Source organism: Micrococcaceae bacterium Sec5.1 (genome assembly GCA_039636795.1).
GTDB lineage: Bacteria > Actinomycetota > Actinomycetes > Actinomycetales > Micrococcaceae > Arthrobacter.
This window is the reverse complement of the sequence record CP143430.1, coordinates 1,184,652-1,211,130: the sequence shown is the minus strand read 5'-3', so window position 1 is coordinate 1,211,130 and position 26,479 is coordinate 1,184,652. Positions and strand designations below refer to the sequence as shown.

Genomic DNA, 26,479 nt, shown 5'->3' with positions numbered 1-26,479 from the left:
GCAGTTATTCCGCGATGTCCTCGGCCCACAGTTCAGGGTGGTCTTCCTGGAACGTACGCATCATGTCCACGCAGCGCGGGTCATCGAGGACCACGACTTCCACACCACGCGAACGCAGGAGGTCGAATTCGCCCGGGAACGTCTCCGCTTCGCCCACCACGACGCGCGGAATCTTGAACTGGATGATGGTTCCCGTACACATCGCACAGGGCGCAAGCGTGGTGTAAAGCGTGGTATCCCGGTAGCTCTTTTGCCGGCCAGCCGCGCGCAGCGCGGACATCTCGCCATGCGCGATCGGATCGCCATGCTGGACACGTTCGTTGTGCCCACTCGCGATGACCTTCCCACCGCGGGCCAAAGCGGCGCCAATAGGGATCCCGCCCTCGCTGAGACTCTTTTGTGCGGCCTCGTAGGCGGCTTCGAAAGCGGGATCGGCGGCAGTACGTGCTGTTTCAGTCATGGTGTTCCGTCCTTGGATGTTCTTGGCCGTTGTCCCAGCGTATCCAGCAGGGTTGCTCCCTCGCACTCTTCCCCGCACGGGCTGGCGGACGTAGGCTGTGGTTCGGAGAGCCGGGAAGCCTGGTCGGCCCGCTGGCTGTTGGGCCCGCGGAACGGCTCTGGCATCCGCCTCGGTCGTTGGACCGAGGGACAGGATCCGCCATGTCATCAGCATCAGAACCAGTCATCGACGCCGTACGGCTAGTCAAAACTTTCGGCAGGACCCGTGCCCTGGATGGACTGGATTTGCAGGTCCATGAAGGCGAAGTCCACGGCTTTCTGGGCCCTAACGGTGCCGGGAAATCAACAACCTTGCGTGTCTTGCTGGGACTTATGCGCCCCAGCTCAGGAACTGCGCGGGTTTTCGGTCTGGATCCATGGCAGGATCCGGTCCGCGCTCATCGCGCCGTTGCGTATGTTCCTGGAGATGTGAGCTTGTGGCCGAACCTTTCAGGTGGGGAAGTCATCGATCTGCTCACCGGCCTGCGTGGGGGCGTCGATGAACGGCTTCGCCGGGACCTCGTTGAGGAGTTTGAGTTGGATCCGCGGCGTAAGGCACGGACGTATTCGAAGGGAAACCGTCAGAAGGTCGCGTTGATTGCGGCGTTCGCCCGTCCGGCACGCTTGTATCTGCTCGATGAACCCAGTGCCGGTTTGGATCCCGTCATGGAGTCGGTGTTCCGCCGTCAGGTTCAGCGCGTCAACGCAGACGGTGCAACCGTGCTGCTGTCCAGCCACATCCTTAGCGAAGTGGAGCATCTCTGCGAAAGAGTGACGATCATCCGGGCAGGACGGGCCGTGGAATCGGGGACGCTAACGGAGTTGCGGCACCTGAAGCTCACCCATTTCAGGGTCGAGGCCACCAACTCGGCGTTACTGTCGGCCATGCCAGGAGTGCAGGACGTCACAACTGACGGTGACATCGTTGAGTTCGATGTGGACCCGGCCGATCTTGCCACTGTTTTGGAAGCAGCCGCGACTGCCGGGATCAGCGGGCTGACGGTGTCTCCGCCGTCGTTGGAGTCCCTTTTCCTCAGCCACTACAGCAACGCGAACAGCCAGGTGCGCTGATGTCCGGCGTGATGGGACTATTTCTGGTCCAGGCGCGAAGGGAACGGGTGCTGCTGCCTGTCTGGATCCTGGGTATCGCTTTTCTGGGCTTCATTATCGCCAATGCCGTCGCCACTGAATTTGCTGATGAGGCATCCCGTGCGGCGATCATCGCTGTGGCTGGTGCAAGCCCGGCGTTCCTGTTCGTCCGTGGACTTCCCGACGGCACCGGCATCGGAGCTGTGGTGTTCTTCCAGGGCTACGCCTTCACCGCTGTCCTGGCAGGACTGATGAGCACGTTCCTGGTCATCCGGCACACCCGCACGGACGAGGAACTCGGACGGGCAGAGCTGATCGGCTCCGTCCCGGTCCGCAGAGCAGCGCCCCTGATGGCCACCCTGATCCTGGGCGGCATGGCGAATGTGGCCCTCACGCTCTGTGTGGCGGCGGGTTTCCTTGCCGCGGGACTGCCGGGGCCAGGAGCCTTCACGGCAGGAGCCGCCGTGGGCGCCGTCGGGGCATTCTTCGTGGCCGTCAGTGCGGTGGTGGCGCAGATCATGCCCTCGGGCCGGGCAGCCAACGGCGCAGCCGCCGGACTGGTCGGGGCAGCCTATTTCGTGCGCGGCATCGGGGACGCCTTCGGTACCCCATCCTCTGATCTGATCCATGTGACCAGTGGATGGTTTTCGTGGCTCTCGCCCATCGGCTGGGGGCAACGTTCCCGGCCGTTCACGGTCGCAGACCCAACACCGCTGATGGTCCTGGCCGCCGTGAGCCTTGTTCTGGCCCTGGCGGTCCTGGCGCTCAGGAGTCGAAGGGACCTGGGCGAAAGCCTTCTGCCCGAACATGCCGGACGGGACCGGGCAGCGCCCGGGGGTAACTCCTTTCTGGGCTTGGCGTGGCGCCAGCAACGGCTGACCTTGCTGGGCTGGTGCATCTTCGCGGCCCTACTCGGCAGCATCGCCGGTGGACTGGGCCCCGTAGTCACCAACGCCATCGGTGGCAACCAGTCGCTCCGGGAGCTGATCGTCCGGCTCGTCACTGGTGGCCGGGGTGAACTCATCGACGTCTTCACCACGGCGCTTCTGGGCATCGCGGGCGTCCTGGCCGCGGCTGCCGGCATCCAGGTGGTCCTGCGGCTCCGGGCAGAAGAAGCTGAGGGCCGGGCCGAACTTCTCCTTGCCACACCCCATTCCGCGGCACGGTGGCTGGCGGCGAACCTGATCCTCGCCACGGTGTCGGCAGTGGTCGTCGCGGCGGTCGCGGGAACAGCAGCCACCGTGGGGCTTGCCCTCTCAGGGGTGGCGAGCGGGCCGCCGGGCCTGCTGGTTAGTGCTGCCCTGGCTCACGTGCCGGCCGCCGTCGTGTTCGTCGCCGTTACAGCGGTGGCGTTCGCCACGATCCCCCGGATGAGTATTGCCTTCGGGTGGGGGTTCCTGGCTGTAGGGCTGGTTCTGGGACAGTTCGGCGAACTGATGCGCCTGCCTGCTTGGCTCCAGGATCTCAGCCCGTTCCGGCACACAGCGGCGATGCCAATCGAAGCGTTCGACCCCGCAGCTGCCCTCACCATGACCGGCATTGCCGTGGCGGGAGCAGGACTAGCGGCCTACCTGCTCCGACGCCGGGACCTCACCGCGTGAGATCCGCACAGTCTGCCGCATTCCTTGGGTCTGCCAGTGGGGTCCTAAATTGTCGGGGGCCGCTGATAGCTTGGCTTTATGGTCCACTTTGCAGTGGTTCATCCGGCAACAGGGAGTAGGTCACGGTGTTCTTTCTCGATTCGGAGATAGCTGGCGCGCCGCAGGATTTGGTGTTCTCAGCCAGCGATCTTGTCATCGCTGCCACCTGTGAGTACCAGCTGCTCCGGAAACTCGACGAAAAACTGGGCCGCTCCCCCAAGCCTGACTTCGCCTCAGATGCCATGTTGGAGCGAACTGCAAAGCTCGGCGATGTCCACGAGCATCGGGTCCTGGATGAGTTCGTGGCTGAGTTCGGGCCGTGGGACCCGGCTACAGGAAAGGGCGTTTACGACGTCGTTCCCGCCTCCGCCATGGACCGCGCCACCCTTTTGGCCAAGCATGCGGAATCCATCGACGCCTTGCGCTCCGGAGCGGATATCGTGTTCCAGGCCGCATTCTTCGATGGCCTTTTCCACGGGCGCTCGGACTTCCTGGTCAAGCGTCCCGGCGGCCAGTACGCCGTCTTCGATACCAAGCTTGCCCGCCATGCCAAGGTCACTGCCCTATTGCAGCTGGCTGCCTATGGCGATCAACTCCTTCGGGCCGGTATTACGCCGGATCCCACGGTCACGTTGGTGCTGGGCAACCGGGTGCACAGCGATCACCGTCTCGCGGAGATTCTGCCGGTCTTCAAGGAACGCCGGCAACGCTTCCTTGGAATGGCCGCGGCCCATATTGCGGAGGCGGGGACTGTCGAATGGGGCGACTCCCGTTTCTCCGCGTGCGGCCGCTGCGATTACTGCGCCGAGCAAGTCAAACTGCACCGTGACCTCCTTATGGTTGCCGGTATGCGTATCAGCCGCCGCAAGAAGCTGATGGAAGCCGGGGTCACCACCATCGACCAACTGGCCGCGCTTCCGGAAGTCGGCGACCCCACGCTGCTGCGCCTTCGGGAGCAAGCCCAGCTCCAGACGGGCACAGGAACGCCTGATGGCACGGTGAACTACACGGACAAAGCCGGCGAAGCCAAGGCCGTGAGCTACAAGGTGCTGCCGGACAACACCCTCGGCAGGCTACCCGCGCCGGACCCCGGGGACATCTTCTTTGACTTCGAGGGCGATCCCCTCTGGCAGGATCCAGCCACGGGCAAATGGGGTTTAGAGTACCTTTTCGGAGTCATCGAAAATCCCTTGGAGCCTGGCGCCGAGCCGGTTTTTCGCCCGTTCTGGGCACATTCGCGGGCTGAGGAAGGCCAGGCGTTCGTGGACTTCCTGGAGTACGTGGCCAAACGCCGTGCCAGCTACCCCGGCATGCATATCTACCACTACGCGGCTTACGAGAAGACGGCCCTGCGCAACCTGTCCTTGACGCACGTGGTGGGCGAAACCGCCGTCGATGACCTTTTGCGCCAAGGCGTCCTGGTGGACCTCTTCGATACCGTCCGGCACAGCATCCGCGTGTCCGAGAATTCGTACAGCATCAAGAAGCTCGAGCCTCTGTACATGGGCCAGCACTTGCGCTCCGGTGACGTGACCGACGCCGGAGCATCCGTGGTTGCCTACGCGGACTACTGCACGGCGCGGGACACCGATAACCCTGAGCAGGCTGCGGCCATCCTCGAAAGCATCAGGGACTACAACGAGTACGACTGTCTCTCAACGTTGGAGTTGCGCAACTGGCTTCTTGCCCGCGCGGCAGAGCGTTCCATTGTGCCGCAGGGCTCGGCCGGCGACGACTCCGGGGATGCGGAAGATTTGGGGAACGGGTCCGATGCCTCGCAGACCGCTGAACCGAAAAAATATGAGGCTGCGCCGGAAGAAACCGCCTTGCTGGACTACGTTGCCGCGCTGCCGGATAAGGAAAGGCTGTCCCCCGATGCCCGAGCCATAGCGATTGTGGCAGCGGGCGTTGGATATCACCGGCGTGAGGACAAACAATATTGGTGGGGGCACTTCGACCGCTTGGAAAAGCCAGTGTCCCAGTGGGAGGACGGCCGCGATATTTTCACGGTGGAGCAGGCTGTGGTGCTGAAGGACTGGGCCAAACCAACGCCTCGCAGTCGCCCTGCCCGGACCGTGAAGCTGCTCGGCCGTTCCGGGGACGGCGCGGGATTGGAGCCCGGCAAGACGTATTTCCGCATGTACGGTCCGCCCCTGCCCGATGCGTTGGTGGCAAATGAATCCTCCGTGCTCGGCCGTGCTGGCTGGTGGGGCACGGACGTCATTGAGGTCGGGGAGACGGACGACGCCGAGACAGTCACCATCTGCGAAGGACTTCGCAAGGACTCCACGGAGTTTAGCCAGATACCAATGGCGCTAACGCCAGACAATCCGATCCCAACGAACGGCCAGAGGGCGGCGTTGGCCGTGTTGGCCGGCAGGCTCGGGGATTCGTTGCCGGAATGGCCGCAGGATCCCGCGTTGGATTTGGTGCGAAGGAAGCCGCCAAAACTGCGCAGCCTGGAATCCCTGCCCGCCGTGGGATCCGGTCCTGATGGCTACATCGACGCCATCACTGCGGCAGTAAAGGACCTGGACCATTCCTACCTGGCCGTCCAGGGCCCTCCCGGCAGCGGAAAGACCCATGTGGGGGCCCACGTTCTGGCCAGGCTCGTAGCAGATGGCTGGAAAGTCGGCGTTGTGGCCCAGTCCCACGCCGTGGTGGAGCACATGCTCTGCGCTGCTGTGGAGAAAGCAGGCGTGGATCCAGAACGGGTGGCCAAGGAAGTGAAGCACGGTGATCCGGTGCCGTGGAGTGCGTGCGCCAAGGCCGACGTCAGCGACATCCTGTCCAAACCGGGCGGAGCTCTCATCGGCGGTACTGCATGGGCGATGGTAGGCAAGGAAGTTCCGGCTGGCTCGCTGGACCTGCTGGTCATTGACGAGGCCGGCCAGTTCTCCCTGGCTAACACCATGGCTGTGAGCCGCGCAGCCAAACGCCTCCTGCTGTTGGGTGATCCCCAGCAACTACCGCAAGTCACCCAGGGCAAACACCCTGAACCCGTGGACGAATCTGCGCTGGGGTGGTTGTCGGATGGTTACAACACGTTGCCCCCCGAACTCGGTTATTTCCTCGCGTTGTCCTGGCGGATGCATCCCGCCCTATGTGACGCAGTCTCCGAGCTCTCCTATGACAACCGACTCGAAGCAGCGCCGGCCGCATCACTTCGCCACTTGGAAGGTGCCAGCCCTGGCATTTCCTGTGTGTATGTCCCGCATACGGACAACTCGACGTCCTCGCCGGAGGAAGCCGCCGAGGTTGTCCGGCAGGTCCAGGCACACGTGGGCCTGCCGTGGACTGACCCCTCTGATGCCCCGGCGAGCCGGCCTCTTGAAGAGACTGACATCCTGGTGGTTGCGGCTTACAACGCCCAAGTACAGCTGATCAAGCACGAGCTCCGCGCAGCGGGGTTGGCAAAAGTGCGGGTAGGAACGGTAGACAAGTTCCAAGGCCAGGAAGCGCCGGTGGTCATCGTCTCCATGGCCGCCTCAGCCGCGGGGGAAGTACCGCGCGGCATGGAGTTCTTGCTCTTGCGCAACCGAATCAACGTGGCGGTGTCGCGCGGGCAGTGGCGCGCCGTCGTCGTGCGTTCGCCTGAACTGACCAACTACCTCCCGACGCATCCGGAGGGCCTGGAAAACCTTGGCGGCTTTGTGGCCCTATGCCAGCATGGGGTCACCTAAGCGCACACCCGGCCCAAGTAACTGGCAATAGTGGTTGTTCCCAGCTCTGGGAACAACCACAAATGCCAGTCAGTTGGGGAGGGCGAGGGCTTCGTCCAACACACGGCCGAAGTTTGTGGCGTCGTGCGCGAAGCGGCCCAGGAAGAGTCCGGAGACACCATTCAGCTGCGGCAGCAGACCCGGTTTTGCCGAGCCGCCATAGATGATGGGCAGCTCAGCCAATCCGTGGGCACCGAGCAATCCCCGCAGTGCAGCTACAACCTGGGAAACATAAGCAGCCGACGCCGGCTCTGCAGCACCGATCGCCCACACGGGTTCGTAGGCGATCACCAGTTGTGAAGCGACCGACCAGTCTCCGGACACGGCCGCCTTGACCTGACCAAAGACGGTAGCGGCGGCATCTTCAGGTTCAGCAAGCACGGCCTCCCCGACGCACAGCAATGGCGTCAGGCCGGCGTCGACGGCGGCACGAACCTTCAGGGCTACCATCGCATCGTCTTCGGCAAAGTACCGGCGCCGTTCGGCATGGCCGATCTCCACCAGGCCGACGCCAAGTTCGACCAGCATCGACGGTGAGACTTCGCCAGTCCACGGCCCATCCGACCAGCCACAGTTCTGGGCCCCAAGGACCAACGGCGAACCCTGAATCATCGCGGACGCTGTGGGCAGCACCGGGAATGACGGGATCACAAACGGGACCACCCGCCCGGCCCCAAGGGCCGGACGGGCGTCCACTTCTGCCAGCAACTGCTCCAGCCACGCCAGACTCTGCGCATAACCCATGTACATCTTGGTACTGACCCCAATAAACAAGGGGCCTGTAAGGGCAGCACTACTCACGGTTACTTGTCCAGCAACTCGTCGGCCTTGTTGGTGAAGGCCCGGGTGCCGAACATCATCACCGCGGCCAGGAACGGCAGGACACCCAGAGCGTAGACACCCATAGTGCCCGTGTCCGAAGCTGTGACCTGGTTGACCGTGGTGCGAAGGATCGGTGCGACGAAGCCGCCGAGGTTGCCCAGGGAGTTGATCAGCCCGATACCCGCAGCCGCAGCAGTTCCGGTGAGGAACGCCGTCGGATATGACCAGCAGATGGGACCGGTCGACAGGAAGCTGCACACCGCCAGGCTGATGAAGATAATGCCGAGCGCCGGAAGGTGGTTGGCGCCGGCCCAGGCTGAACCGAAGATGCAAAGACCCGTGGAGATGAACAATGCGGTGCCCCAGCGGCGACGACGTGCAACCGTGTTTGCCGCCTTGCCAACGAAGTAGCAGGCAAAGATCCCGAAGAACCACGGGATAGCGGCCAGGAGTCCGACGGCGAGCCCCACCTTTTGGCCGGTGAGCTGGGACACCTGCTGCGGCAAGTAGAACGTGACGCCGTAGACCGCGATCTGCAGGCAGAAGTAGATGACGGTGAAGTACCAGACACGACCGTTGCGCATGGCAGCCAGGACGCCGCGCGGACCTGATTCTTCCTTGACGGTGTCTTCCAGTGCCATGACATCCGTCAGGGCAAGCTTCTCTTCTTTGCTCAGGAACTTGGCATCCTGTGGGCTGTTGATGAGGAAGAAGAAGGACGCGATGCCGGCCACGATGGCCAACGAACCTTCAACGAAGAACATGACCTGCCATCCGGCGATCCCGGGAACCTGGTCGCCGATGTTGATGAGCCACCCGGACAGCGGAGCCCCAAGCATCTGGGAGAGAGGCTGAGCCAGGTAGAAGATGGCGAACATCTTCACGCGGACTTTGTTGGGGAACCATGCGGCGAGGAACATGATGACGCCTGGGAAGAGTCCTGCCTCGGTGACACCCAGCAGGAAGCGGAGAATGATGAAAGACGTCTCGCCTTGCACGAAGGCAAAGCACGCGGACACTATGCCCCAGGTGATGGCGATGCGGGCAAGCCAGACTTTGGCGCCGAACTTGGTAAGCAGCAAGTTGCTGGGGATCTCGAACAGGGCATAGCCGATGAAGAAGATACCGGCACCCAGGGCGTAAGCACCCGCGGTGATACCTTTGTCCACCCCAAGGGCAGCTTCGGCGAAGCCCACATTGGTGCGGTCAAGGAACGCCACCACGTACAGGATGACGAGCATCGGCATCAGCCGCCGAGAAGCCTTGGATATGGCCGACTTCAGAATCGGCGAATCCAGCAACTCCTTGGTGGAAGTTGAGGCAACGGACATTGAAACTCCTCTTTGAGCAATCAGTTGGGGTTGAGATGGCTAACGCAGCGCGCCATCAGCGCGGGAAGAAAATGAGCACCATGCCCACTGCGCAGGCAAGGATGCCCACGGCAAGGTAGATCTTGCGTTCTCTGGTCCAGGCCTTCATATCGTCAGGGTCTTCATATCGGGGAAGCCCTAGTGCATGTACAGACCGCCATCCACATTCAGCGTCTGCCCGGAGATGTATCCGGAGTCCTCGCTGATGAGGAAGGCGATGGCGGCGGCGATGTCCCTGGTGGAGCCCACACGGTTCACCACGAGGTCCTTGGTCAGTTCGTCCTTGCGTTCCTGGCTCAGGGTTCCGCCCATAATGTCGGTGTCGATGGGGCCGGGCGAGATCGCGTTGACGGTGATGTCGTATTCGCCCAGTTCCCGGGCCGTGGCACGGGTCAGGCCGATGACACCGGCTTTGGCCACCGAGTAGGGGGTCTTGGAGAACGTTCCGCCACCGCGCTGCGCCGACACCGAGGAGATGTTCACGATCCGGCCGATCCGGTTCTTCACCATGGATTCGGCCACCCGGCGGGTGGCGTAGTGGACACCGTTGAGGTTGATGCTCAGCACGCGATCCCACTCAGCAGGTTCGAGTTCCAGGTAGCCGATGGGTGAGCTGACGCCGGCAACATTGGCCAAGGCGACGATCTGCGGCAGCTCGGCTTCCAGCTCATCGATCGCAGCCCGGACTTCGGCTTCGCTGGCGACGTTCGCGCCGACTCCGTGGGCCTGGACCCCGTATTCTGCAGCAACTTCCTTCGCTGCAGCCTTGCAGGCGGCGTCGTCAAGATCGATGATGCCGATGTTCCAGCCTTGGGCGGCCAGGTAGTTCACTGTTGCGCGGCCGATGCCGCGCTCGGAAACAGCGCCGGTGACGATGGCGGTGCGTTCAGAGGGGAAAGTGCTCATGAAGGATCTCCTGAAAAAGGGTTAGTTGATGGGTGCCGGGCCAAGCTCTTCAATGAGCTTTTGCATGGCGACGTAGGCCTTGTTCCGATACGCGATGAGTTCCGGCGTGCGCTCGGCCGGGACGTTGAGGAAACCGGCACCGGTCTTGGTGCCGAGCTTGCCTGCCTCCACGAGGTCCGACAGGATCTTCGGCGTTGCAAACCGCTCCGGGAAGCCGGTCTGCAGGGACTTGTAGCAGAAGTTGTAGACATCCAAACCGGCCATGTCCGCGATCGCGAACGGACCAAAGAACGGCAAACGGAAGCCGAACGTCGTACGCACCAGGGTGTCGACGTCGTCCGCTGTTGCGATGCCCTGCTCCACCAGCTGCGCAGCCTCGTGGAACAGCGCGTACTGCAGGCGGTTGAGCACAAAACCCGTCACGTCCTTGACGACGGCAGTCTGCTTACCGGCCGCGTGAACCAGCTCGCGGGAAGCGGCTACCGAGGCGGCGGCAGTGCCGGCGTGCGGAATGACCTCCACGCCGGGGATAAACGGCGACGGGTTGGAGAAGTGAATGCCCAGGAACCGCTCCGGGTTGGTCACGGCTTCTGCCAGGGCGGCAATGGAAATCGTGGACGTGTTGGAGCCAATCAGGGCATCCGGCTTGGCCGCGGCGCTGATCCGGGCCAGGGTCTGGTGCTTGATTTCCAGGACCTCGGGAACGCATTCCTCGATGAAGTCGGCATCAGCAACGGCTTCCTCGATGTCCTTCGCAGCCCACAGGTTCTGCTTGAGGATTTCAGTGGATCCCGCCGGAAAGAGCCCATCGGCGATGAACTGATCGGATTCGACCAGCAGGCGATCGAAGTTCTTCTGCGCGATCTCGGCGGACACATCCGCCAAAGCCACGCGTGCCCCGCCGAGCGCCAGGACCTGGGCGATGCCGCCGCCCATGTAGCCGGAGCCGACGACGGCGATCTTCCGGGCTGCGTTTTTCGCGGTGCCTTCGGTTGCTTCAGGAATGGTCATGATCAAACTGCCTTCGTGTAGTTGGGCTCGTAGGAGCAAATGGCGTCCACCTTGGCGGCGGAGGATGAGTTTTGGTCAAAGCGGTGGCCGAGCCACTCCCCTACGAGCTTCTTGGCCAGTTCCAAGCCAATCACCCGCTGCCCGAGCGTGAGGACCTGCGCGTTGTTGCTCAGTACGGATCGTTCCACCGAGTAGCTGTCGTGGGCCGTAACCGCACGGATTCCGGGGACCTTGTTGGCCGCAATGGCCACGCCCAGCCCGGTGCCGCAGATCAGGAGGGCGCGATCGAACTCACCATCAGCTACCTTGCGGGCGGCATCGACGGCGATGTGGGGATACGCCGTGGAATCGTTGGCACCCACTCCGACGTCGGTCACAGATGCAACGCGCGGGTCGGATTCCAACAGCGCCAGGAGTGCTTGCTTGTATTCCACTCCGGCTTCGTCATTGCCGACGACGATGCGCCAGCCTTGTGTATCGCTCATTCTCAGGCTCCGTTTCCGGCCGGAGCCGCTGAAGCAGCGCTGGCCAGTAGTGAATCGATGTGGTGGGAGATCCTCGTGGCGATCAGGCCAAAGGAGACTGCGCCGGGATCCGGATGGCCGAGGCTCTTCTCGGCAAGTGGGCGCGCCCGGCCCTTGAGCGGGCGAAGTTCAGCGGTCTGCGCGGCAGCCAATTCAGCAGCCGCAGCGGCTGCTGCCAGTGCCCGATCCACGGGCGCACCGCCGTCGAGCTCGGTCAGGAACGCATCCCGGAACGGCAAGAGGGCGTCCACCATGGTCTTGTCTCCGGGCTCGGCCTTGCCGAGTTCGGTGATGGCCAGGACGAAGGCATTCACCGCGTCGGCGGCATCCGAGGAGCTGTACGTTTCACGGTTCCCGAGCGACTGCCCGGCCGCAATGACCGCCGAGCCCCACAATGCGCCCGAAGTTCCGCCGGCACGTTCGCTCCATGCTTCGCCGGCCGCGAGGAGGATTCGCGCTACCGAAGAGCCGGATGCGGCTTCCCCAGCAGCAGCCGCAGCGTCGACGCCGCGGCGCATGCCGATTCCGTGATCACCATCGCCGGCGATAGCGTCCAGCTTGCCGAGCTCGTCTTCGTGTTCGACGACGACGTCACGCACCTGGGCGAGGATGGCCACTGCCTGCCGCCCGAGTTCCGCCGCCGCCGGGGTGGCCTGTTCGACGTCGGCGGTTTCGGCGTCGACGATCGCTGCCTCGGCGCGTGCTGCACGGGGTGCCATGCTGCCCTTGCGGAAAGCGGGGGTATCCGCGGGCGCCGCCCAATACTGTTCGAGTTCATCGTCCAGCCAGAGCAGCGTCAGGGACAGTCCGGACATGTCCAGACTGGTGACCAGTTCGCCGCATTCCGGTTGAACAACGGTAAGGCCAGCGGCGGTGAGCAGCTTCTCGACCTTGCCGAACAACAGGAAGAGCTCGTCATACTTCACCGTGCCCAGGCCGTTCACGATCGCCACCACGCGGTCCCCGGCGTCGTCGGGCTTGTCCGCGAGCAGCTTGGAAACCAGAAGCTCCGCAAGCTCGGACGCGGTGGGCATCGGGTGCTCGGAGATGCCGGGCTCACCGTGGATTCCGAGGCCCAGCGACATCTGCCCGGCAGGAACGTGGAACAGCGGATCCTTGGCACCCGGAAGAGTGCAGCCGTCGAAGGCCACGCCCAGCGAGCGAGTGCGGTAGTTGGTTTTGATGGCCAAACGCTCGACGTCGTCGAGGTTCAGTCCCGCTTCGGCGGCGGCGCCGGCGATCTTGAAGACTGTCAGGTCGCCTGCGATGCCGCGGCGCTTCTCGAGTTGATCGATCGGCGCGCTGGCGATGTCGTCCGTGACGGTGACAGTGCGCGTTTCGATGCCCTCGGCGTTGAGGCGGAGTTGTGCCTGGCTGAAGTGAAGGACATCGCCAGCGTAGTTGCCGTAGCTCAGCAGGACTCCGCCTCCAGCATTGGCCGCTTTGGCCACGCGGTACACTTGGCCAGCTGCGGGGGAGGCGAACATGTTGCCGCAGGCCGAGCCCGTTGCGAGCCCGGGGCCGACCAGTCCAGCAAAGGCCGGGTAGTGCCCGGAACCGCCGCCGACCACCAACGCCACTTGCCCTGCAGGTACTTCGGTGGAGCGGACCACGCCGCCATCCACCCGGGCAACATAGCCGCGGTTGGCGGCAACGAAGCCATCCAATGCTTCATCGGCAAAGTCTGCCGGGTTGTCGAAAATCTGTGTCATTCCTTAGACTCCTGCGAGCTGGTTTACCGGTGCCTGGCGTCCTTGAGCTACTTCGCTCTTGCCGAGTTTGTAATCCTCGGTCTTGGGCAGGACGTGGCGGCGCAGGTATTCCTGGTTGCTGGCCGTGACGCTGAGTCCGTCGCCACCGTAGTGCTCAGTGCAGAGGATGCCCTGGAAGCCGACCGAGAGAGCGAACTTGAATGCCTCGCGGTAGTTGATCAGGCCACTTTCCATGGGTGCGGGCATGGTGATGTAGCTGTCACGGGCCACATCTTCGTCGCGGATGTAATTCTTCATGTGCCAATAGTTGGAGTACGGCAGGGTCTTGGCCACCATCTCGCGCCAGTCCTCGATGGGACGGTGCAGGCGGATCAGGTTGCCCAGGTCCGGGTTGAGGCCGACGTTGTCCAAGCCGATGTCCTGGACCAGTTGCACGGATGAATCAGCGGTGCCGAGGTAGGTGTCCTCGTACATTTCCAGGGAGATGAGGATGCCCGCCTCTGCTGCATGCTTGCCAAGTTCACGAAGGCGGGAGACGGCGTTGCCCCACATTTCCTTGTCCTCTACCGGATCCTTGTAGCCCTCCACCGTCCAGAACCACAGTTGCTTCTGCTGCTCCGGAGTGAGGGCCTGGTGAAGACCAAAAGACACGACCTCGCAGCCAAGCTCTGCAGCGGCGTCGATGGTGCGGTGGCTGTAGGCGAGGTTGTCGGCCCAGTCCGTCTGGTGGATGACGCTGCGGCGGATTGCGGAAATGACCGGCACTCCGATGCCCACTTCGTCAGCCGTCTGCTTGAACTCGGTCAGACGCTCGTTGCTGAGATCACCCGGACGGACCCAGCTGTCCGTGAGGTCGGCGTTGGCAAAGCCCGCCTCCTTCACTTCCTGCAGGACGGCAGCCCAAACGGAAGCATCGGCGTCGTTCACGTGTTGTCCTGCAGCGTCTGCCCCGGGGAACTGCAGGAGGGCCGCGGTGATGGGCCAATTCTCGGCGGTATACGCCATGATGATCACTCCTTCGTGGAATCCTGTTTCCTATAGGATTTACGATCCAAGCAAAGCTGTCAACCCTTTTCGCGAAACTTCCTAGATCCTATATGTCTTACATATGTCTGTGAAGGGGCTCACTCAGCGCATGAAAAAAGCCCGCCGCACCAGCGACGAGCCCTTATCAAGCAGCAGTATTCAGTCCTCCGGCGCGTCAGCAATGGCCCGACCCCGCACCTTTTCCACGTGATTGACCATTGCGTCGGCCGCTTTCCCGGGGTCCCCGCTCGTCATCGCGTCGAGGACGGCTTGGTGCTCGGCGATAGCCTGCTCCGCGTCAGTGATGCCCACTCCCCCAAACAAACGGAAGCGCTGGATCTGCCCGCCCAAAGTGTTGTAAGCGGCGAGCAGGAACTGATTCCTCGCTTGCGCCGCGATCAATTGGTGGAAGCGCTCGTCAGCCTCAAGGTAGCTTCGGTACTCAGCAAACGTGCCGCCCCGGGGTGCAGTCTTGAGATCCTCGACCGCTTGCTTCAGGGCGTCCAGGCCTTCCGACGTCATGCGCTCGCACGCAAGGCGGGCATTCACGGGCTCAATCGAAAGCCGGGCTTCCATGAGTTCAGCGAAATCCTCGCGTGTGAACACGGGAGCTACCCGATACCCTTTCAACGCCACGCGCCGCACCATGCCCGTATGCTCCAGTCGCGCCAACGCTTCACGCACCGGGGTCGGAGAAACGTCCAGTTCCCGCGCCATTCCGTCGATGCTGACGGCGGCCCCGGGTTCGAGCCGACCATCCATGAGCCACTCGAGGAGGGCTTCATAAACGTGATCGGCCAACACCTGGCGGCTGACGGGAAAGCCCGGGCGGGGAAGAGCCGGCGAAGGTTCAGACATGCCACAAATCCTATAGGAAGCAGGACGTGACTTACCCAAGTAAGTCGCAGTTGAGCGCGTTCTGAGCACTCAAAATGCGCTCAACTGCGACTTACTTGGGTGGCCACACGTTAAACCACGACGTCGGCACTGCGGTGAGTGCCGACGTCGGATTTTGCCTGGGGTGCTGCGCTTTAGTTCGCGTAGAAGGGGTAGTCCGTGTAACCCTCGGCGCCCTCGCCATAGAAGGTCGAGGCATCGGGCTCGTTGAGCGGGAGGCTTTCACGCCAGCGGCGGGCGAGGTCCGGGTTGGCAATGGCCGGACGGCCCACCACAACGGCATCGGCGAGGCCATCGGCGACGATTGCCAGGGCTTCGTCGCGAGTAGTGATTTCGCTGAAGCCGGTGTTCACCAGGAACGTGCCATTGAAACGCTGGCGAAGATCCTGGACCAAGGTGCCCTGCGGGTTGTGGTGCAGGATGCTGAGGTACGCCAGGTTGAGCGGCGCAATGGTGTCCACCAGGACTTCGTAGGTAGCTCGGACGTCGGCAGCATCCGTTTCGGCGATGCCCTGCACATTGTGTTCCGGGGAGATCCGGATGCCCACGCGGTTGGCGCCCAGTGCTTCAACCACGGCATTGACGGTCTCGATCACAAAGCGGGCGCGGTTCTCCGGGGAGCCACCATAACTGTCGGTCCGGACGTTCGAGTTGGGTGCAAGGAATTCATGCAGCAGGTAACCGTTGGCGGAGTGGAGTTCCACGCCGTCGAATCCTGCCTCAATGGCGTTCTTCGAGGCGGTCACAATCTCCTGGATGACTCCCGGGAGCTCGTCCGTGCGGAGCTCGCGCGGCACCGGATATGCCTGCTTGCCGTTCGGAGTGCGGACATCGCCGTCGATTGCAACGGCACTCGGGCCCACGATTTCGTGGCCGCCCGTGATATCCGCGTGGGACACGCGGCCGCCGTGCATGATCTGGGCAAAAATACGTCCGCCTTCAGAGTGAACGGCATCGGTGACCGTCTTCCAGCCTGCAATCTGCGCGTCCGTGACCAAGCCAGGCTGGCCCGGGTACGACTGACCGGCCGGCGTCGGGTACGTTCCCTCGCTGACAATCAGCCCAAGGGAGGCGCGTTGCCGGTAGTGCTCAGCGATCAGTGAACCCGGAATTCCATCAGCGCCAGCCCGCAGCCGGGTCAGCGGTGCCATCACCAGTCGGTTGGGAAGTTCCAGCTCACCAAGGGCCAAGGGGGAAAACAGCATGCGCAGTTCCTTTCAGAATGAATCGGGGTTCACTCTGGGCAACTGTGCAGCGTATGCAACTATTCCGGTTGAGTGGCAGATCACAGGCTTAGCCCTGGCCCCGCAGCCTCATGGAGTCGTCGAAGCACTCGCAAAGAGCCAGGACGGCAACCAGGTGCGCTTCTTCGGCATGGGGTGGATCCGTGTCGATGCAGATGGCTTCATTGACGGCTTGAGCAAGGTCCTTCGAGTCCCTGCCAGTCAACGCCCACACCCGTGCTCCGGCAGCCTTCGCCGCGGCAGCGGCCTCCCGGAGATCATCCGTGATTCCCTTGGCGGCGAGCAACACCACGATGTCGCCGCGACGGACCGAGCCTCGGATCTGGTCACTGAGGCTTCCGCGGGCCCCGTCGTTGGCGCTATTGCTGACAGATAGGGCCTTGAAGGCAGAGCCATCCCGGGGGTCGTGAGCCGCGAGTTCGGAGGTGAATCTCTGGGCTTCGTGCGCAGATCCATCGCTGCCGGCAGCAAACACGCTACCGCCACGGAGGCGTACTCGGGCCAGTTCTTCTCCCCATTCAGCGAGCCGCGACGATTCACGGCGCAGGGCCGCTACCGCTGGGCCGATCTCGCCCAAATGGCCAAGAACGACGTCAACTGCATGCCTGTTCTGCCTTGAATCCATCGGGCGCACCACCTGTCCCGGTCGCCTTACCACGATGCTCACTTCCTGCCTCCGTTTCACCGTAGGAACTTACACGTTCCTATCTCCGTCCCGCCTGGAACCGTCTCGCACAGAATCGTCCCGGGTAGAGCCCTCCCGCGTAGAACGCTCTCGTAAAGGCTCTTCCCTGACGGCGCTTTCCCGTGCCGAGCGATCCCGCGTAAGCCGTTCGTCGTTTGTATCCATGTCACGTGTATCCATGTCGCGGTCACGTCCACGATCCGTATCGTTCTCCCGGTCGCGGCCAGTCCTGACATCGGGATCCACTTTGTCGGCGTGGCGCAGGTGCTCCTCAACGCGCCCGCTGGCTTCTTGGGCCTTCTCCGCGTGCCGGTCTGCTTCGCGCCGGAGCCGGTTGGCCTCGACTTCTGCCTGAACGGCCGCTGCCTCGGCTTGGGCCGACTGGGCCTTCGCCTGATGTGCGCCGACGGCTTCCTGGTCTGCCTTCTCGCGCAATTCCCCTGCGCGACGGCGATTGACTTCGGCCTTCTTCTTGCGCCCAACTACCACCGCAATGATCACAGCTGCGACTACGACGACGGCCAACACGATGATCAATACCAGTTGCCCCGTATCCATGTGGATTGCCTCCCTCGTGAACGGCTTTGTTTGGGCGCCGTCCCTAGCCCATGCTGTGCTTAGTACCCAAAGTTGTACCCATCCCGTGTTCGTTCCAAACGCTTTCTGATCACGTGGACAGTTATCTCCTACCAGCTTAACACCAATTATCAGGTTACTTACTAAATTGGGGACGCAGGTGACCGACGCAGTCAAGGGAGGGCCGCCGTCGTCCGCTGTTTGATTGCCTAGGAGCGCGTTTAGCTACCCGTCGGCTCTGGATGTTCCCTGGCGCGTTTCTCCTCCGGCGTCTCGCCGCTTTCATCAGGGATGAAGGTTGGGTCCACTTCGGTAGTGAAGTCACCCGTCCCGGGGCTGCTGTCCTCATGCTCGACGTCGGCAGGTACGCCGGGTTTTGAAGCTTCAGCAGGCGCTGGGGTTTCGGAAAGCGGTCGGTCCGGTTCGCTCGATTCTTCGCTCATAGCCTCAATGTAGGCCCGGCATCAGGGGCTGTCGAGGCTACCGAAGACCTTGTGCGGCGCTGCCAACTCTGCTTCGCTGGGATGGTCTCCTGCAGCGCGGGACACCTCCAGCCCCCAAAGCAGGGAGAGCGATTGTGAAAGCAGTGACGTGGCAGGGCAGGCGTTCATTGAGCGTCATTGATGTCCCCGATCCCACCATCCAGGAACCAACCGATGTCATTGTCCGAATAACATCTTCAGCCATTTGCGGCTCGGACCTGCACCTCTACGAAGTCCTGGGCCCTTACATGCACAAGGGCGACGTCATCGGCCATGAGCCCATGGGAATCGTGGAAGAAGTGGGCTCAGAGGTCCACCGGCTCCAGAAGGGCGACCGCGTTGTGGTGCCCTTCAACATCTCCTGCGGCCGGTGCTACATGTGCAACCAAGGCCTTCAATCCCAATGCGAAACCACGCAAGTCAAAGCCAAAGGTACGGGGGCTGCACTCTTTGGATACTCAGAACTCTATGGCTCCGTCCCAGGCGGCCAGGCACAGTATCTGCGTGTGCCTTTCGGAGACTACGGACCCATCAAAGTAGATTCCGACCTCCCCGACGAGCGCTACCTGTTCCTCTCGGACATCCTTCCCACTGCATGGCAGGCCGTCGAATACGCCAACGTCCCCGAGGGCGGCACCTTGGCAGTGCTGGGGCTGGGTCCTGTGGGCCAGTTCGCCTCCAGAATTGGCGTCCACAAGGGTTTCCGCGTCATTGGTGTGGATCCAGTTACTGAGCGCCGGGCAATGGCGGAAGCACACGGAGTGGAGACCATGGACTACAGCCCGGACGTCGCCGCGCAGATCCGCGAGGAGACCCTCGGCCGTGGTCCGGACTCGGTAGTGGATGCCGTGGGCATGGAAGCCCACGGCTCACCAGTGGCCTCATTCCTGCATCGGGCCGTTTCCCTGCTCCCTGATAAGCCGGCACAGGTAGCCATGGAGACCATGAGCGTGGACCGTCTTGCCGCCCTCCACACGGCAGTGGATCTGGTGCGGCGCGGCGGGACTATTTCACTCAGCGGCGTCTACGGCGGCCAGGCCGACCCCATGCCACTGATGACCATGTTCGACAAGCAAGTCCAACTCCGCATGGGGCAATGCAACGTCCGCAGCTGGACTGACCAGCTGCTCCCCTTGGTAGAGGACGACGCCGATCCGCTGGGAGTCATGCATTTGGTCACCCACACAGGTGGTCTGGATGACGCCCCTGACTTGTACGAGAAATTCCAGAAGAAGCAGGACGGCTGCATCAAGGTGGTGCTCAAGCCCTGACTTCTTGGAAGATCCTCTTGACCGGAGGGAACCGGTGGCTGGCGCCTTAGGCGAGGTGCTTTCCGCCGGTCACTCCAATGACCGATCCGGAAATGTAGCTGGACTCGTCTGTTGCCAGCAGGACATACGTGGCGGCAAGTTCAGCAGGCTGACCTGCCCTTCCGAGAGGGGTGTCCTGTCCGAACTTTACAATTTTCTCCTCCGGCTGGGTTGGCGGCTGCAAGGGAGTCCATACCGGCCCGGGAGCTACGGCATTGACCCGGATTCCCTTGGGGCCCAGGGATTCTGCCAACGAGAACGTCATGCTGTTGATGGCGGCCTTGGTGGCGGCGTAATCGATCAGCGAGGGACTCGGATGGTAACCCTGGATCGATGAGGTGTTGATGATCGAGGCCCCTGGCTGCAAGTGCGGCAGGGCCGCTTTGATAAGCCAGAAGAGTGCATAGACATTGCTCTTAAAGGTCCGGTCGAACTGTTCGCTGCTAAGGTCTTCGATCCCCTGGCTCGTAGTCATTTGGAACCCTGCGTTATTCACCAGGACGTTCAGGCCATCGAATTCTTGGAGGGTTTGGGCGATGACTTCCTGACAGAATTCCTCGTCCCGCAGATCCCCTGGAAGCGCGAGGGCACGGCTGCCCGCGGCCTCGATCAGCTGGACCGTCAATTCGGCGTCCTGCTCCTCTTCCGGCAAATACGTGAACGCCACATCTGCACCTTCACGGGCGAAGGCAATGGCCACGGCTTTCCCGATCCCGCTGTCGCCGCCCGTAATCAAGGTCCGGAATCCCATCATGCGATGATGGCCCACATAGCTATGCTCCCCGTGGTCCGGCCGCGGGATCATTGCCTCGGTCCAGCCCGGATAGTCCTGGGTTTGCGGCTCGAACTCCCCCGATGGATACATGGTTCGTGGATCAGACGCGTCTTCAGGGTCCTCCGCCGGGTTAAGGACGTGGTTTTCCAAAGCCATCGCGATGTCTTCGTCGAGGTCGGTTGTTGACTCGACTTGCTCAGATTCCGCGGCCTGACCGGATCCCTCGGCCTGCTCAGATTCTCCGGTCGGCCCTGTCTCTTCGTTCCATTCATCCTGTGCCATGCCTCATTCTAAGCATCCTGACTATTCGTGCGCAGCGCCAGCCCAAGTAGGTCGCAGCAGAGCGCGTTTTGCGTACGGCGGAATCATATGGTCAGTGCAACATTCCTGGTTTCGGTGGAGGTTGCGTTGGTTACAAGGTTTTCGTTTGGTCAGGTTGATCGTGATCGTTTCATAGCGTTGGTTTGCTCGGGCACTGCGTTGGCGGTTGCTGCCGGTGATGTGGGTGTGTCGAGGCGCGGTGGCACGAGGTGGTGGCATGAAGCTGGTGCCATGGAGCTGATAAAGGGAAAAGGCGGAGGCGGTATCGCGGGTCCGGGTCGGGCGGATAGCCCGTCCGGCCCGGGTCATCCGTTGAGCCTGGATGAACGGATAGAGATCCAGATCGGTCTGCGGGAACGTAAGAGCGTTGCCGGGATTGCCGCGACGCTGGGGCGTCACCGGAGTGTTGTTTGGCGGGAAATCCGCCGAAACAGCGGCCCGGACGGTCTCTACTATGCCGGGACTGCCAATGCCCGGGCCGCTGCCCGGGCATTGCGTCCCAAGCCGTTCAAGATCATCAGCTCCGGGTTGTCGACGTTCATCGCCGAGAACCTCGAAGAGGGGTGGAGTCCGAAGCTGATCTCCGATGTCCTGGCCAAGGAACACGGCCATGATGTATCCATGCAGATCAGCCACGAGACCATCTACAAGTGCCTTTACGTTCAGACCCGCGGCCAACTGCGCAAGGACCTCTCTCAGTACTTGAGCCTCAAACGCAAGGCCCGCGTGCCTCGTGAGAAGACCCAGGACGGCGAAACCCGGGGCCGGTTCAACGATGCTCTGAAGATCAGCGAACGACCGGCTGAAGTAGCCGACCGCGCCGTGCCAGGGCACTGGGAAGGTGATCTCATCATCGGAGCACGCGGCAAATCCGCCATTGGCACACTGGTCGAGCGCAGTACGCGGTTCACGATCCTCCTCCATTTACCCCTGGACCATGGCGCCGACGCCGTCACCGCGGCAATGATCGCCCAAATGAAGGACCTGCCCGAGCACCTGCGCCGGACCATCACCTGGGACCGCGGTTCGGAAATTGCCGGCTACGAACAAATCCGCATGGAACTGGACGCTCCGGTCTACCTCTGCGACCCCCACTCACCATGGCAGCGCGGAACCAACGAGAACACGAACCGCCTACTTCGCCACTGGTTCGAAAAAGGCACGGACCTGTCCGAATACACCGCCAAGGACCTCAAACGGATCCAGGACTCCTTGAACCGCAGACCACGGCCCACCCTGAACCTGGACACCCCGGCACAACGTCTCAACCAGCTACTCTTCGAACAGGCAGCCTAACCACGGCCGTGTTGCACGCACCCCTTGACATCGCCTACTCAAAACGCGCTCTGCTGCGACCTACTTGGGTGAGGGGGGCTATTTCTGGGCTGGCAGCACCAGTGCGCCCGACTTGTCCGTAGACAAGGCGAGGGAAGAGATGAAGCGGGGTTCGCCGTCGGGTCCGTCCTGGCCTGAGCGGAGCATGTCCGGGCGTTCGAACTCAAGGCCGGTGACGTGGCAGAGGAGCTTCTCGTCGCTGGGGTTTCCGTCGGCGTCGAACATGGGCAGATCAATTCCGTCGTCGGTGCGGCGCAGGTAGTAGCGGCCACGCGTCGCCAAAGCCAGGACCGGCGGAAGTACCAAAGCCAGGCCGACGGCGAAGATCGGCGAATACGGTTGGACTCCAACGCCGAAAGCCCCAAAGAAGACCGCGATGGAGATGCCTGCGGACACCAGCATGGACACGAACCCGACCGGGTTGACGGCGTAGAGCATGCCTCGGCGGAACTCAGGAACCTTGGGTGAGATCTTCAACAGGTACTTGTTGATCGCGATATCAGAGGCAACTGTGACCACCCAGGCCATGGCACAGTTCGCGTAGAACCCCAGGATCGTGTTGAGGAACTCGAACATGTTCGACTCCATGAGGATCAACGCAATCACCAGGTTGACCACCACGAAAACCATCCGGCCGGGGTAAGTCTTGGTGATGCGGGTGAACGAATTGGTCCAGGCCAGCGAGCCGGAATAGGCGTTGGTGACGTTGATCTTGATCTGCGAAATAACCACCAACACAACGGCCAGGGACATCGCGAGCCAGGCCGGCATCATCTCCTGGTACACGCCCAGGAACTGGTGGACCGGTTCGTTGGCGTGCACGGAGGCGGCGGGATCGAGCCTGGCGATCAAGTAGATGGCTATGAACATGCCCACAATCTGCTTGATGGCACCGAAAATAACCCAGCCGGGTCCAGCAAGAATGACGGCACGCCACCAAGCACCCTTGTTCTCTGCCGTCTTGGGTGGCATGAAGCGCAGGTAATCGATCTGCTCTGCGATCTGGGCCATCAGGGAGAGGCAGACGCCGGCAGCCAGCATCACCGACGCGAGATTGGTGCCGCCCTCGCCCGAAGCCCCGGTGTATGCAAAGAAGGCGTCGATGCTGTCCGGGTGTGACAGCAGCAAATAACCAACGGGAACCACCATGAGCAGCAACCACAAGGGCGTGGTCCAAACTTGCAGAGTAGCCAGCGTCTTCATCCCGTAGATCACCAGCGGAATGATGATGATCGTGGAAACAGCGTAGCCAAGCCACTGCGGGACACCGAGCCCCAATTGCAGGCCCTGGGCCATGATGGAGCCTTCGAGGGCAAAGAAGATAAAGGTGAAGGTGGCGAAAATGATGTTTGTGACCACTGACCCGTAGTAGCCAAAGCCTGACCCACGGGTGATGAGGTCAAGATCGATGTTATAGCGGGCGGCGTAATACGCCAGCGGAAAGCCGGTGGCGAAGATGATCACCGCGGCCACAATGATCCCGAAGATAGCATTCACTGTGCCGTAGGCGATGCCGATGTTGGCCCCGATGGAGAAGTCAGCCAGGTAGGCAATCCCGCCAAGGGCACTGGTCGCCACCACACCGGCGCTCCACTTCCGGTAAGAGCGCGGGGCGAACCGGAGTGTGTAATCTTCCAGGCTCTCCTTCGCAGCGCTCATCGCATCGGCGTTCCCCGCCGTCGTAGCTCTTTGGGTGTCTGTCAGAACGTCGCTCATCCGTGCTCACTTTCGAAATTCGTGGTCGGTGCTTCGCCAACGACGCTAGTCACGCAGCGGGTCAAATCAGTCACAACGATGTTTCACAGCTGTAACTTCTGCACCAGCCGTCTCGCCCAGGATCCATAAAGGCGCTCCAAAATCCCTAGCACCCCTTTGTACGGACCCCACAAAATCGCGATGCGCGCCCGCGGATACCGTCAAGTCCATGACGACCCAAACAACTCATCGAACCCCAGCAGTCGCTGCCTACGCCATCCTGGACATCGCACGCGAGCAGGTCCTTGAGCGCGGTGAAGGCCTCAACGAAGCCCAGCTTGTGGAGATCCTCCAACTTCCTGACGAAGCGATTCCCGCTGCTATGCAGCTCGCCCACGAGGTCCGCCTGAAGCACTGCGGCGAGGACGTCGAGGTTGAGGGCATCATCTCCATCAAGACCGGCGGCTGCCCCGAAGATTGCCACTTCTGCAGCCAGTCCGGCCTCTTTGACAGCCCGGTAAGAGGCGTGTGGCTGGATATCCCCGAGCTGGTGAAGGCTGCCAAGGAAACAGCCGCCACCGGTGCCACCGAGTTCTGCATCGTCGCAGCTGTGCGTGGCCCCGACATCAAGCTGATGAACCAGATCAAGTTCGCGATCGATCGCATCAACGAGGAAGTTGATATCAACATCGCGTGCTCCCTGGGGATGTTGACCCAGCGCCAGGTTGACCAGCTGGCGGAGTGGGGCGTCCACCGCTACAACCACAACCTTGAAACCGCCCGGAGCTACTTCCCCGAGGTCGTGACCACGCACAGCTATGAGGAACGTCTGGACACCTGCAACATGGTCAAGGCCGCCGGCATGGAATTGTGCTGCGGCGCCCTGATCGGCATGGGCGAAACCCTGGAGCAGCGGGCTGAACTCGCCACCCAGCTGGCCGCATTGGAACCACATGAGGTCCCATTGAACTTCCTCAATCCCCGTCCGGGAACACCGCTGGAAAACCAGGGCATCATGGACGGCAAGGACGCCCTCCGCGCCATCGCCGCCTTCCGGCTCGCCATGCCGCGCACAGTGCTCCGCTACGCCGGCGGCCGCGAACTGACCCTCGGCGACCTCGGCACCCGCGAAGGCCTGCTCGGCGGCATCAACGCAGTGATCGTGGGCAACTACCTCACCACCCTGGGCCGCCCCGCCACCGCCGACCTCAACCTCCTGGTGGAGCTCAACATGCCCATCAAGGAACTCCAGAAGACGCTATGACCGCGGTAGGCGCCACGACGGCGGAATACTGCGGGCACTGCGGCGGGACTGTTAGTCAAGGCACCGCTGATAAAGGCACCAACGGCGAGCACCCGACGTCGGACCCGCACCAGGGCTGCCATCAACGGTTGGCGATGGAGCCGCCCCGCTATTGCACGCAGTGCCGCCGCCGGATGAAGGTTCAGGTGACGCCGCTGGGGTGGTCGGCGGAGTGCTCACGTCATGGGCGCGTGTCCCGATGAGTTCGCTGATTGAGCGGGACCGGGCGAGCCTCTGGCATCCTTATGCTCCGGCGTCCGGGACGCTGCCGCTCTGGGAAGTTGAAGCGGCCGACGGCGTGGCGCTGCGGCTGCGGGACGAGGACGGCCGCACGCATGAGGTGCTGGATGCTATGTCGTCGTGGTGGTCGGTGATCCATGGGTACCGCCATCCTGTGCTGGACGCCGCGATTCAGCGTCAGCTGGGGTCCTTCAGCCATGTGATGTTTGGTGGACTGACACATCAGCCTGCCGTGGACCTGGCGGAGAACCTGTTGGCTTTGGCACCGGGCGAGCCTGGCCGCCAGTTGGAGCGCGTGTTCCTGGCTGATTCCGGTTCTATTTCGGTGGAGGTGGCGCTGAAGCTGGCTGTGCAGTTCCAGACGGCCTCGGGGCGTCCACAACGGCAGCGCTTCCTGACGGTCCGCGGTGGCTATCACGGCGACACGTTCGCGGCGATGGGCGTTTGTGATCCCCTTGACGGTATGCATTCCGCGTTCCCTGGTTTGCTGGCGCGCAACGTGTTCGCGCCGCGTCCCCCAGCCGCGGCGACCGCCACGCCAACAGACATCAGTGAGTGGCGATCGTCTGTTGAGGTGCTGGCCCGTGAGCATTCCGATGAGCTCGCGGCCATCATCGTGGAACCTGTCCTGCAGGGAGCGGGCGGGATGTTCATCTACCCGGCCGAGTGCGTGCGGATCCTGCGCGAGGTGGCTGACGAACATGGGATGTTGCTCATCCTGGACGAGATCGCCACGGGCTTTGGTCGAACCGGGGAATTGTTCGCGGCGAACCATGCCGGCGTCGTTCCGGACATCCTGTGTGTCGGCAAGGCCCTCACGGGCGGGTACATGACGCTGGCTGCAACGTTGTGCACAGCTGAGCTTGCCCGCGTGGTCTCTGGCGGTGGTGCGGGTGCGCTGCTCCACGGCCCCACGTTCATGGGCAACCCGCTCGCGTGCGCCGTGGCCAATGCGAGCCTCGGACTGCTGCGGGACGGGGATTGGCGGGCGGACGTTGACCGCATCGGCCAAGGGCTCGCGGAGGGTCTGGCCCCTGCGTTGGCGCTCGACGGCGTGATGGACGTCCGCACCATCGGCGCCGTGGGCGTCATTGAGTTGGCGGACGCGGTGGACGTCGCTGCAGTGACCCGGGCGGCGATCGAGCACGGGGTGTGGGTCCGCCCCTTCCGCAACCTCGTCTATACGATGCCGCCGTACATCAGCTCAACCTCCCAGATCAGGACCATCACTGCTGGAATGGTGGCCGCAGTCTCCATCACTGCAGACAGGCTGGAGGCCAGAGGATGAGTGTCTCC

Annotated in this window: 22 protein-coding genes; 7 read left to right on the top strand and 15 right to left on the bottom strand. The window is 62.5% G+C overall.

The annotated features are described in order from the left end of the window. Positions 1-4 precede the first annotated feature (4 nt). Positions 5-460 (bottom strand): nucleoside deaminase, encoded by a 456-nt coding sequence (locus VUN82_05700; protein XAS73336.1) that lies wholly within the window; start codon positions 458-460, stop codon positions 5-7. Positions 461-660: 200 nt separating this feature from the next. On the opposite strand from VUN82_05700, the gene VUN82_05695 reads away from it, so the two are divergent. The 3 genes from VUN82_05695 (at position 661) to VUN82_05685 (ending at position 6,910) form a co-directional block, all read left to right on the top strand. Then, positions 661-1,569 carry an ABC transporter ATP-binding protein gene (locus tag VUN82_05695; protein XAS73335.1) on the top strand — a complete coding sequence of 303 codons (909 nt, stop codon included), beginning with the start codon at positions 661-663 and terminating at the stop codon, positions 1,567-1,569. Beyond that, positions 1,569-3,188 (top strand): polyketide antibiotic transporter, encoded by a 1,620-nt coding sequence (locus VUN82_05690; GenBank protein XAS73334.1) that lies wholly within the window; start codon positions 1,569-1,571, stop codon positions 3,186-3,188. The genes VUN82_05695 and VUN82_05690 overlap by 1 nt, the downstream gene beginning before the upstream one ends. A 125-nt stretch (positions 3,189-3,313) precedes the next feature. After that, positions 3,314-6,910 (top strand): TM0106 family RecB-like putative nuclease, encoded by a 3,597-nt coding sequence (locus VUN82_05685; GenBank protein XAS73333.1) that lies wholly within the window; start codon positions 3,314-3,316, stop codon positions 6,908-6,910. Between the two features lie 69 nt (positions 6,911-6,979). On the opposite strand, the gene VUN82_05680 is transcribed toward VUN82_05685, so the two are convergent. From VUN82_05680 to VUN82_05625, 12 genes are all read right to left on the bottom strand, one after another. Further along, complete coding sequence (locus VUN82_05680) at positions 6,980-7,699, bottom strand: triose-phosphate isomerase family protein (protein XAS74621.1); 720 nt, start codon at positions 7,697-7,699, stop codon at positions 6,980-6,982. 53 nt (positions 7,700-7,752) lie between these two features. Next, positions 7,753-9,102, bottom strand: coding sequence for an MFS transporter (locus VUN82_05675; protein XAS73332.1), 1,350 nt, complete (start codon positions 9,100-9,102; stop codon positions 7,753-7,755). A gap of 177 nt (positions 9,103-9,279) precedes the next feature. After that, complete coding sequence (locus VUN82_05670) at positions 9,280-10,047, bottom strand: SDR family oxidoreductase (protein XAS73331.1); 768 nt, start codon at positions 10,045-10,047, stop codon at positions 9,280-9,282. Between the two features lie 21 nt (positions 10,048-10,068). Continuing rightward, positions 10,069-11,058 carry a 3-hydroxyacyl-CoA dehydrogenase family protein gene (locus VUN82_05665; GenBank protein XAS73330.1) on the bottom strand — a complete coding sequence of 330 codons (990 nt, stop codon included), beginning with the start codon at positions 11,056-11,058 and terminating at the stop codon, positions 10,069-10,071. Positions 11,059-11,060: 2 nt separating this feature from the next. Beyond that, positions 11,061-11,543 carry a ribose-5-phosphate isomerase gene (locus VUN82_05660; GenBank protein XAS73329.1) on the bottom strand — a complete coding sequence of 161 codons (483 nt, stop codon included), beginning with the start codon at positions 11,541-11,543 and terminating at the stop codon, positions 11,061-11,063. A 2-nt stretch (positions 11,544-11,545) separates the two neighbouring features. Next, on the bottom strand, positions 11,546-13,294 hold the full coding sequence (gene dhaL, locus VUN82_05655) for a dihydroxyacetone kinase subunit DhaL (protein XAS73328.1): 1,749 nt from the start codon (positions 13,292-13,294) through the stop codon (positions 11,546-11,548). A gap of 3 nt (positions 13,295-13,297) precedes the next feature. Then, entirely contained in the window at positions 13,298-14,299 is a 1,002-nt protein-coding gene (locus tag VUN82_05650) for a sugar phosphate isomerase/epimerase family protein (protein ID XAS73327.1), read from the bottom strand. A 180-nt stretch (positions 14,300-14,479) separates the two neighbouring features. Further along, positions 14,480-15,178 (bottom strand): GntR family transcriptional regulator, encoded by a 699-nt coding sequence (locus tag VUN82_05645; protein XAS73326.1) that lies wholly within the window; start codon positions 15,176-15,178, stop codon positions 14,480-14,482. Positions 15,179-15,351: 173 nt separating this feature from the next. After that, a complete protein-coding gene (locus tag VUN82_05640) occupies positions 15,352-16,422 on the bottom strand; it encodes an alkene reductase (GenBank protein ID XAS73325.1) in 1,071 nt (356 codons plus the stop codon). Positions 16,423-16,510: 88 nt separating this feature from the next. Then, positions 16,511-17,086, bottom strand: coding sequence for an SIS domain-containing protein (locus VUN82_05635; GenBank protein XAS73324.1), 576 nt, complete (start codon positions 17,084-17,086; stop codon positions 16,511-16,513). A gap of 69 nt (positions 17,087-17,155) precedes the next feature. After that, positions 17,156-17,704, bottom strand: coding sequence for a hypothetical protein (locus VUN82_05630; protein XAS73323.1), 549 nt, complete (start codon positions 17,702-17,704; stop codon positions 17,156-17,158). Between the two features lie 239 nt (positions 17,705-17,943). After that, positions 17,944-18,165, bottom strand: coding sequence for a hypothetical protein (locus VUN82_05625; protein ID XAS73322.1), 222 nt, complete (start codon positions 18,163-18,165; stop codon positions 17,944-17,946). Positions 18,166-18,299: 134 nt separating this feature from the next. Here VUN82_05625 and VUN82_05620 point away from each other — a divergent pair, with 134 nt between their 5' ends. Next, positions 18,300-19,475, top strand: coding sequence for a zinc-dependent alcohol dehydrogenase (locus VUN82_05620; protein XAS73321.1), 1,176 nt, complete (start codon positions 18,300-18,302; stop codon positions 19,473-19,475). A gap of 46 nt (positions 19,476-19,521) precedes the next feature. Here the strand turns inward: VUN82_05620 and VUN82_05615 are convergent, their stop codons facing one another. Next, complete coding sequence (locus VUN82_05615) at positions 19,522-20,445, bottom strand: SDR family oxidoreductase (GenBank protein XAS74620.1); 924 nt, start codon at positions 20,443-20,445, stop codon at positions 19,522-19,524. A gap of 252 nt (positions 20,446-20,697) precedes the next feature. Here VUN82_05615 and VUN82_05610 point away from each other — a divergent pair, with 252 nt between their 5' ends. Further along, positions 20,698-21,906, top strand: coding sequence for an IS30 family transposase (locus tag VUN82_05610; protein ID XAS74619.1), 1,209 nt, complete (start codon positions 20,698-20,700; stop codon positions 21,904-21,906). A gap of 78 nt (positions 21,907-21,984) precedes the next feature. Here the strand turns inward: VUN82_05610 and VUN82_05605 are convergent, their stop codons facing one another. After that, positions 21,985-23,661: a hypothetical protein gene (locus VUN82_05605; protein ID XAS73320.1), complete on the bottom strand. Its 1,677-nt coding sequence runs from the start codon at positions 23,659-23,661 to the stop codon at positions 21,985-21,987. Between the two features lie 208 nt (positions 23,662-23,869). Here VUN82_05605 and bioB point away from each other — a divergent pair, with 208 nt between their 5' ends. Continuing rightward, positions 23,870-24,904, top strand: coding sequence for a biotin synthase BioB (gene bioB, locus VUN82_05600; GenBank protein ID XAS73319.1), 1,035 nt, complete (start codon positions 23,870-23,872; stop codon positions 24,902-24,904). A 238-nt stretch (positions 24,905-25,142) separates the two neighbouring features. Further along, positions 25,143-26,471, top strand: coding sequence for an adenosylmethionine--8-amino-7-oxononanoate transaminase (gene bioA / locus VUN82_05595; GenBank protein ID XAS73318.1), 1,329 nt, complete (start codon positions 25,143-25,145; stop codon positions 26,469-26,471). Positions 26,472-26,479 lie beyond the last annotated feature (8 nt).

What these genes read in the sequence shown, in the direction of transcription:
- VUN82_05670 (XAS73331.1), bottom strand. Translation starts at nt 10,047, where the DNA reads ATGAGCACTTTCCCCTCTGAACGCACCGCCATCGTCACCGGCGCTGTT.
- VUN82_05660 (XAS73329.1), bottom strand. Translation starts at nt 11,543, where the DNA reads ATGAGCGATACACAAGGCTGGCGCATCGTCGTCGGCAATGACGAAGCC.
- VUN82_05695 (XAS73335.1), top strand. Translation starts at nt 661, where the DNA reads ATGTCATCAGCATCAGAACCAGTCATCGACGCCGTACGGCTAGTCAAA.
- bioA (XAS73318.1), top strand. Translation starts at nt 25,143, where the DNA reads ATGAGTTCGCTGATTGAGCGGGACCGGGCGAGCCTCTGGCATCCTTAT.
- VUN82_05700 (XAS73336.1), bottom strand. Translation starts at nt 460, where the DNA reads ATGACTGAAACAGCACGTACTGCCGCCGATCCCGCTTTCGAAGCCGCC.
- VUN82_05690 (XAS73334.1), top strand. Translation starts at nt 1,569, where the DNA reads ATGTCCGGCGTGATGGGACTATTTCTGGTCCAGGCGCGAAGGGAACGG.
- VUN82_05615 (XAS74620.1), bottom strand. Translation starts at nt 20,445, where the DNA reads ATGGCTTTGGAAAACCACGTCCTTAACCCGGCGGAGGACCCTGAAGAC.
- VUN82_05665 (XAS73330.1), bottom strand. Translation starts at nt 11,058, where the DNA reads ATGACCATTCCTGAAGCAACCGAAGGCACCGCGAAAAACGCAGCCCGG.
- VUN82_05650 (XAS73327.1), bottom strand. Translation starts at nt 14,299, where the DNA reads ATGGCGTATACCGCCGAGAATTGGCCCATCACCGCGGCCCTCCTGCAG.
- VUN82_05605 (XAS73320.1), bottom strand. Translation starts at nt 23,661, where the DNA reads ATGAGCGACGTTCTGACAGACACCCAAAGAGCTACGACGGCGGGGAAC.
- bioB (XAS73319.1), top strand. Translation starts at nt 23,870, where the DNA reads ATGACGACCCAAACAACTCATCGAACCCCAGCAGTCGCTGCCTACGCC.
- VUN82_05630 (XAS73323.1), bottom strand. Translation starts at nt 17,704, where the DNA reads ATGGATACGGGGCAACTGGTATTGATCATCGTGTTGGCCGTCGTCGTA.
- VUN82_05625 (XAS73322.1), bottom strand. Translation starts at nt 18,165, where the DNA reads ATGAGCGAAGAATCGAGCGAACCGGACCGACCGCTTTCCGAAACCCCA.
- VUN82_05680 (XAS74621.1), bottom strand. Translation starts at nt 7,699, where the DNA reads ATGTACATGGGTTATGCGCAGAGTCTGGCGTGGCTGGAGCAGTTGCTG.
- dhaL (XAS73328.1), bottom strand. Translation starts at nt 13,294, where the DNA reads ATGACACAGATTTTCGACAACCCGGCAGACTTTGCCGATGAAGCATTG.
- VUN82_05645 (XAS73326.1), bottom strand. Translation starts at nt 15,178, where the DNA reads ATGTCTGAACCTTCGCCGGCTCTTCCCCGCCCGGGCTTTCCCGTCAGC.
- VUN82_05675 (XAS73332.1), bottom strand. Translation starts at nt 9,102, where the DNA reads ATGTCCGTTGCCTCAACTTCCACCAAGGAGTTGCTGGATTCGCCGATT.
- VUN82_05640 (XAS73325.1), bottom strand. Translation starts at nt 16,422, where the DNA reads ATGCTGTTTTCCCCCTTGGCCCTTGGTGAGCTGGAACTTCCCAACCGA.
- VUN82_05635 (XAS73324.1), bottom strand. Translation starts at nt 17,086, where the DNA reads ATGGATTCAAGGCAGAACAGGCATGCAGTTGACGTCGTTCTTGGCCAT.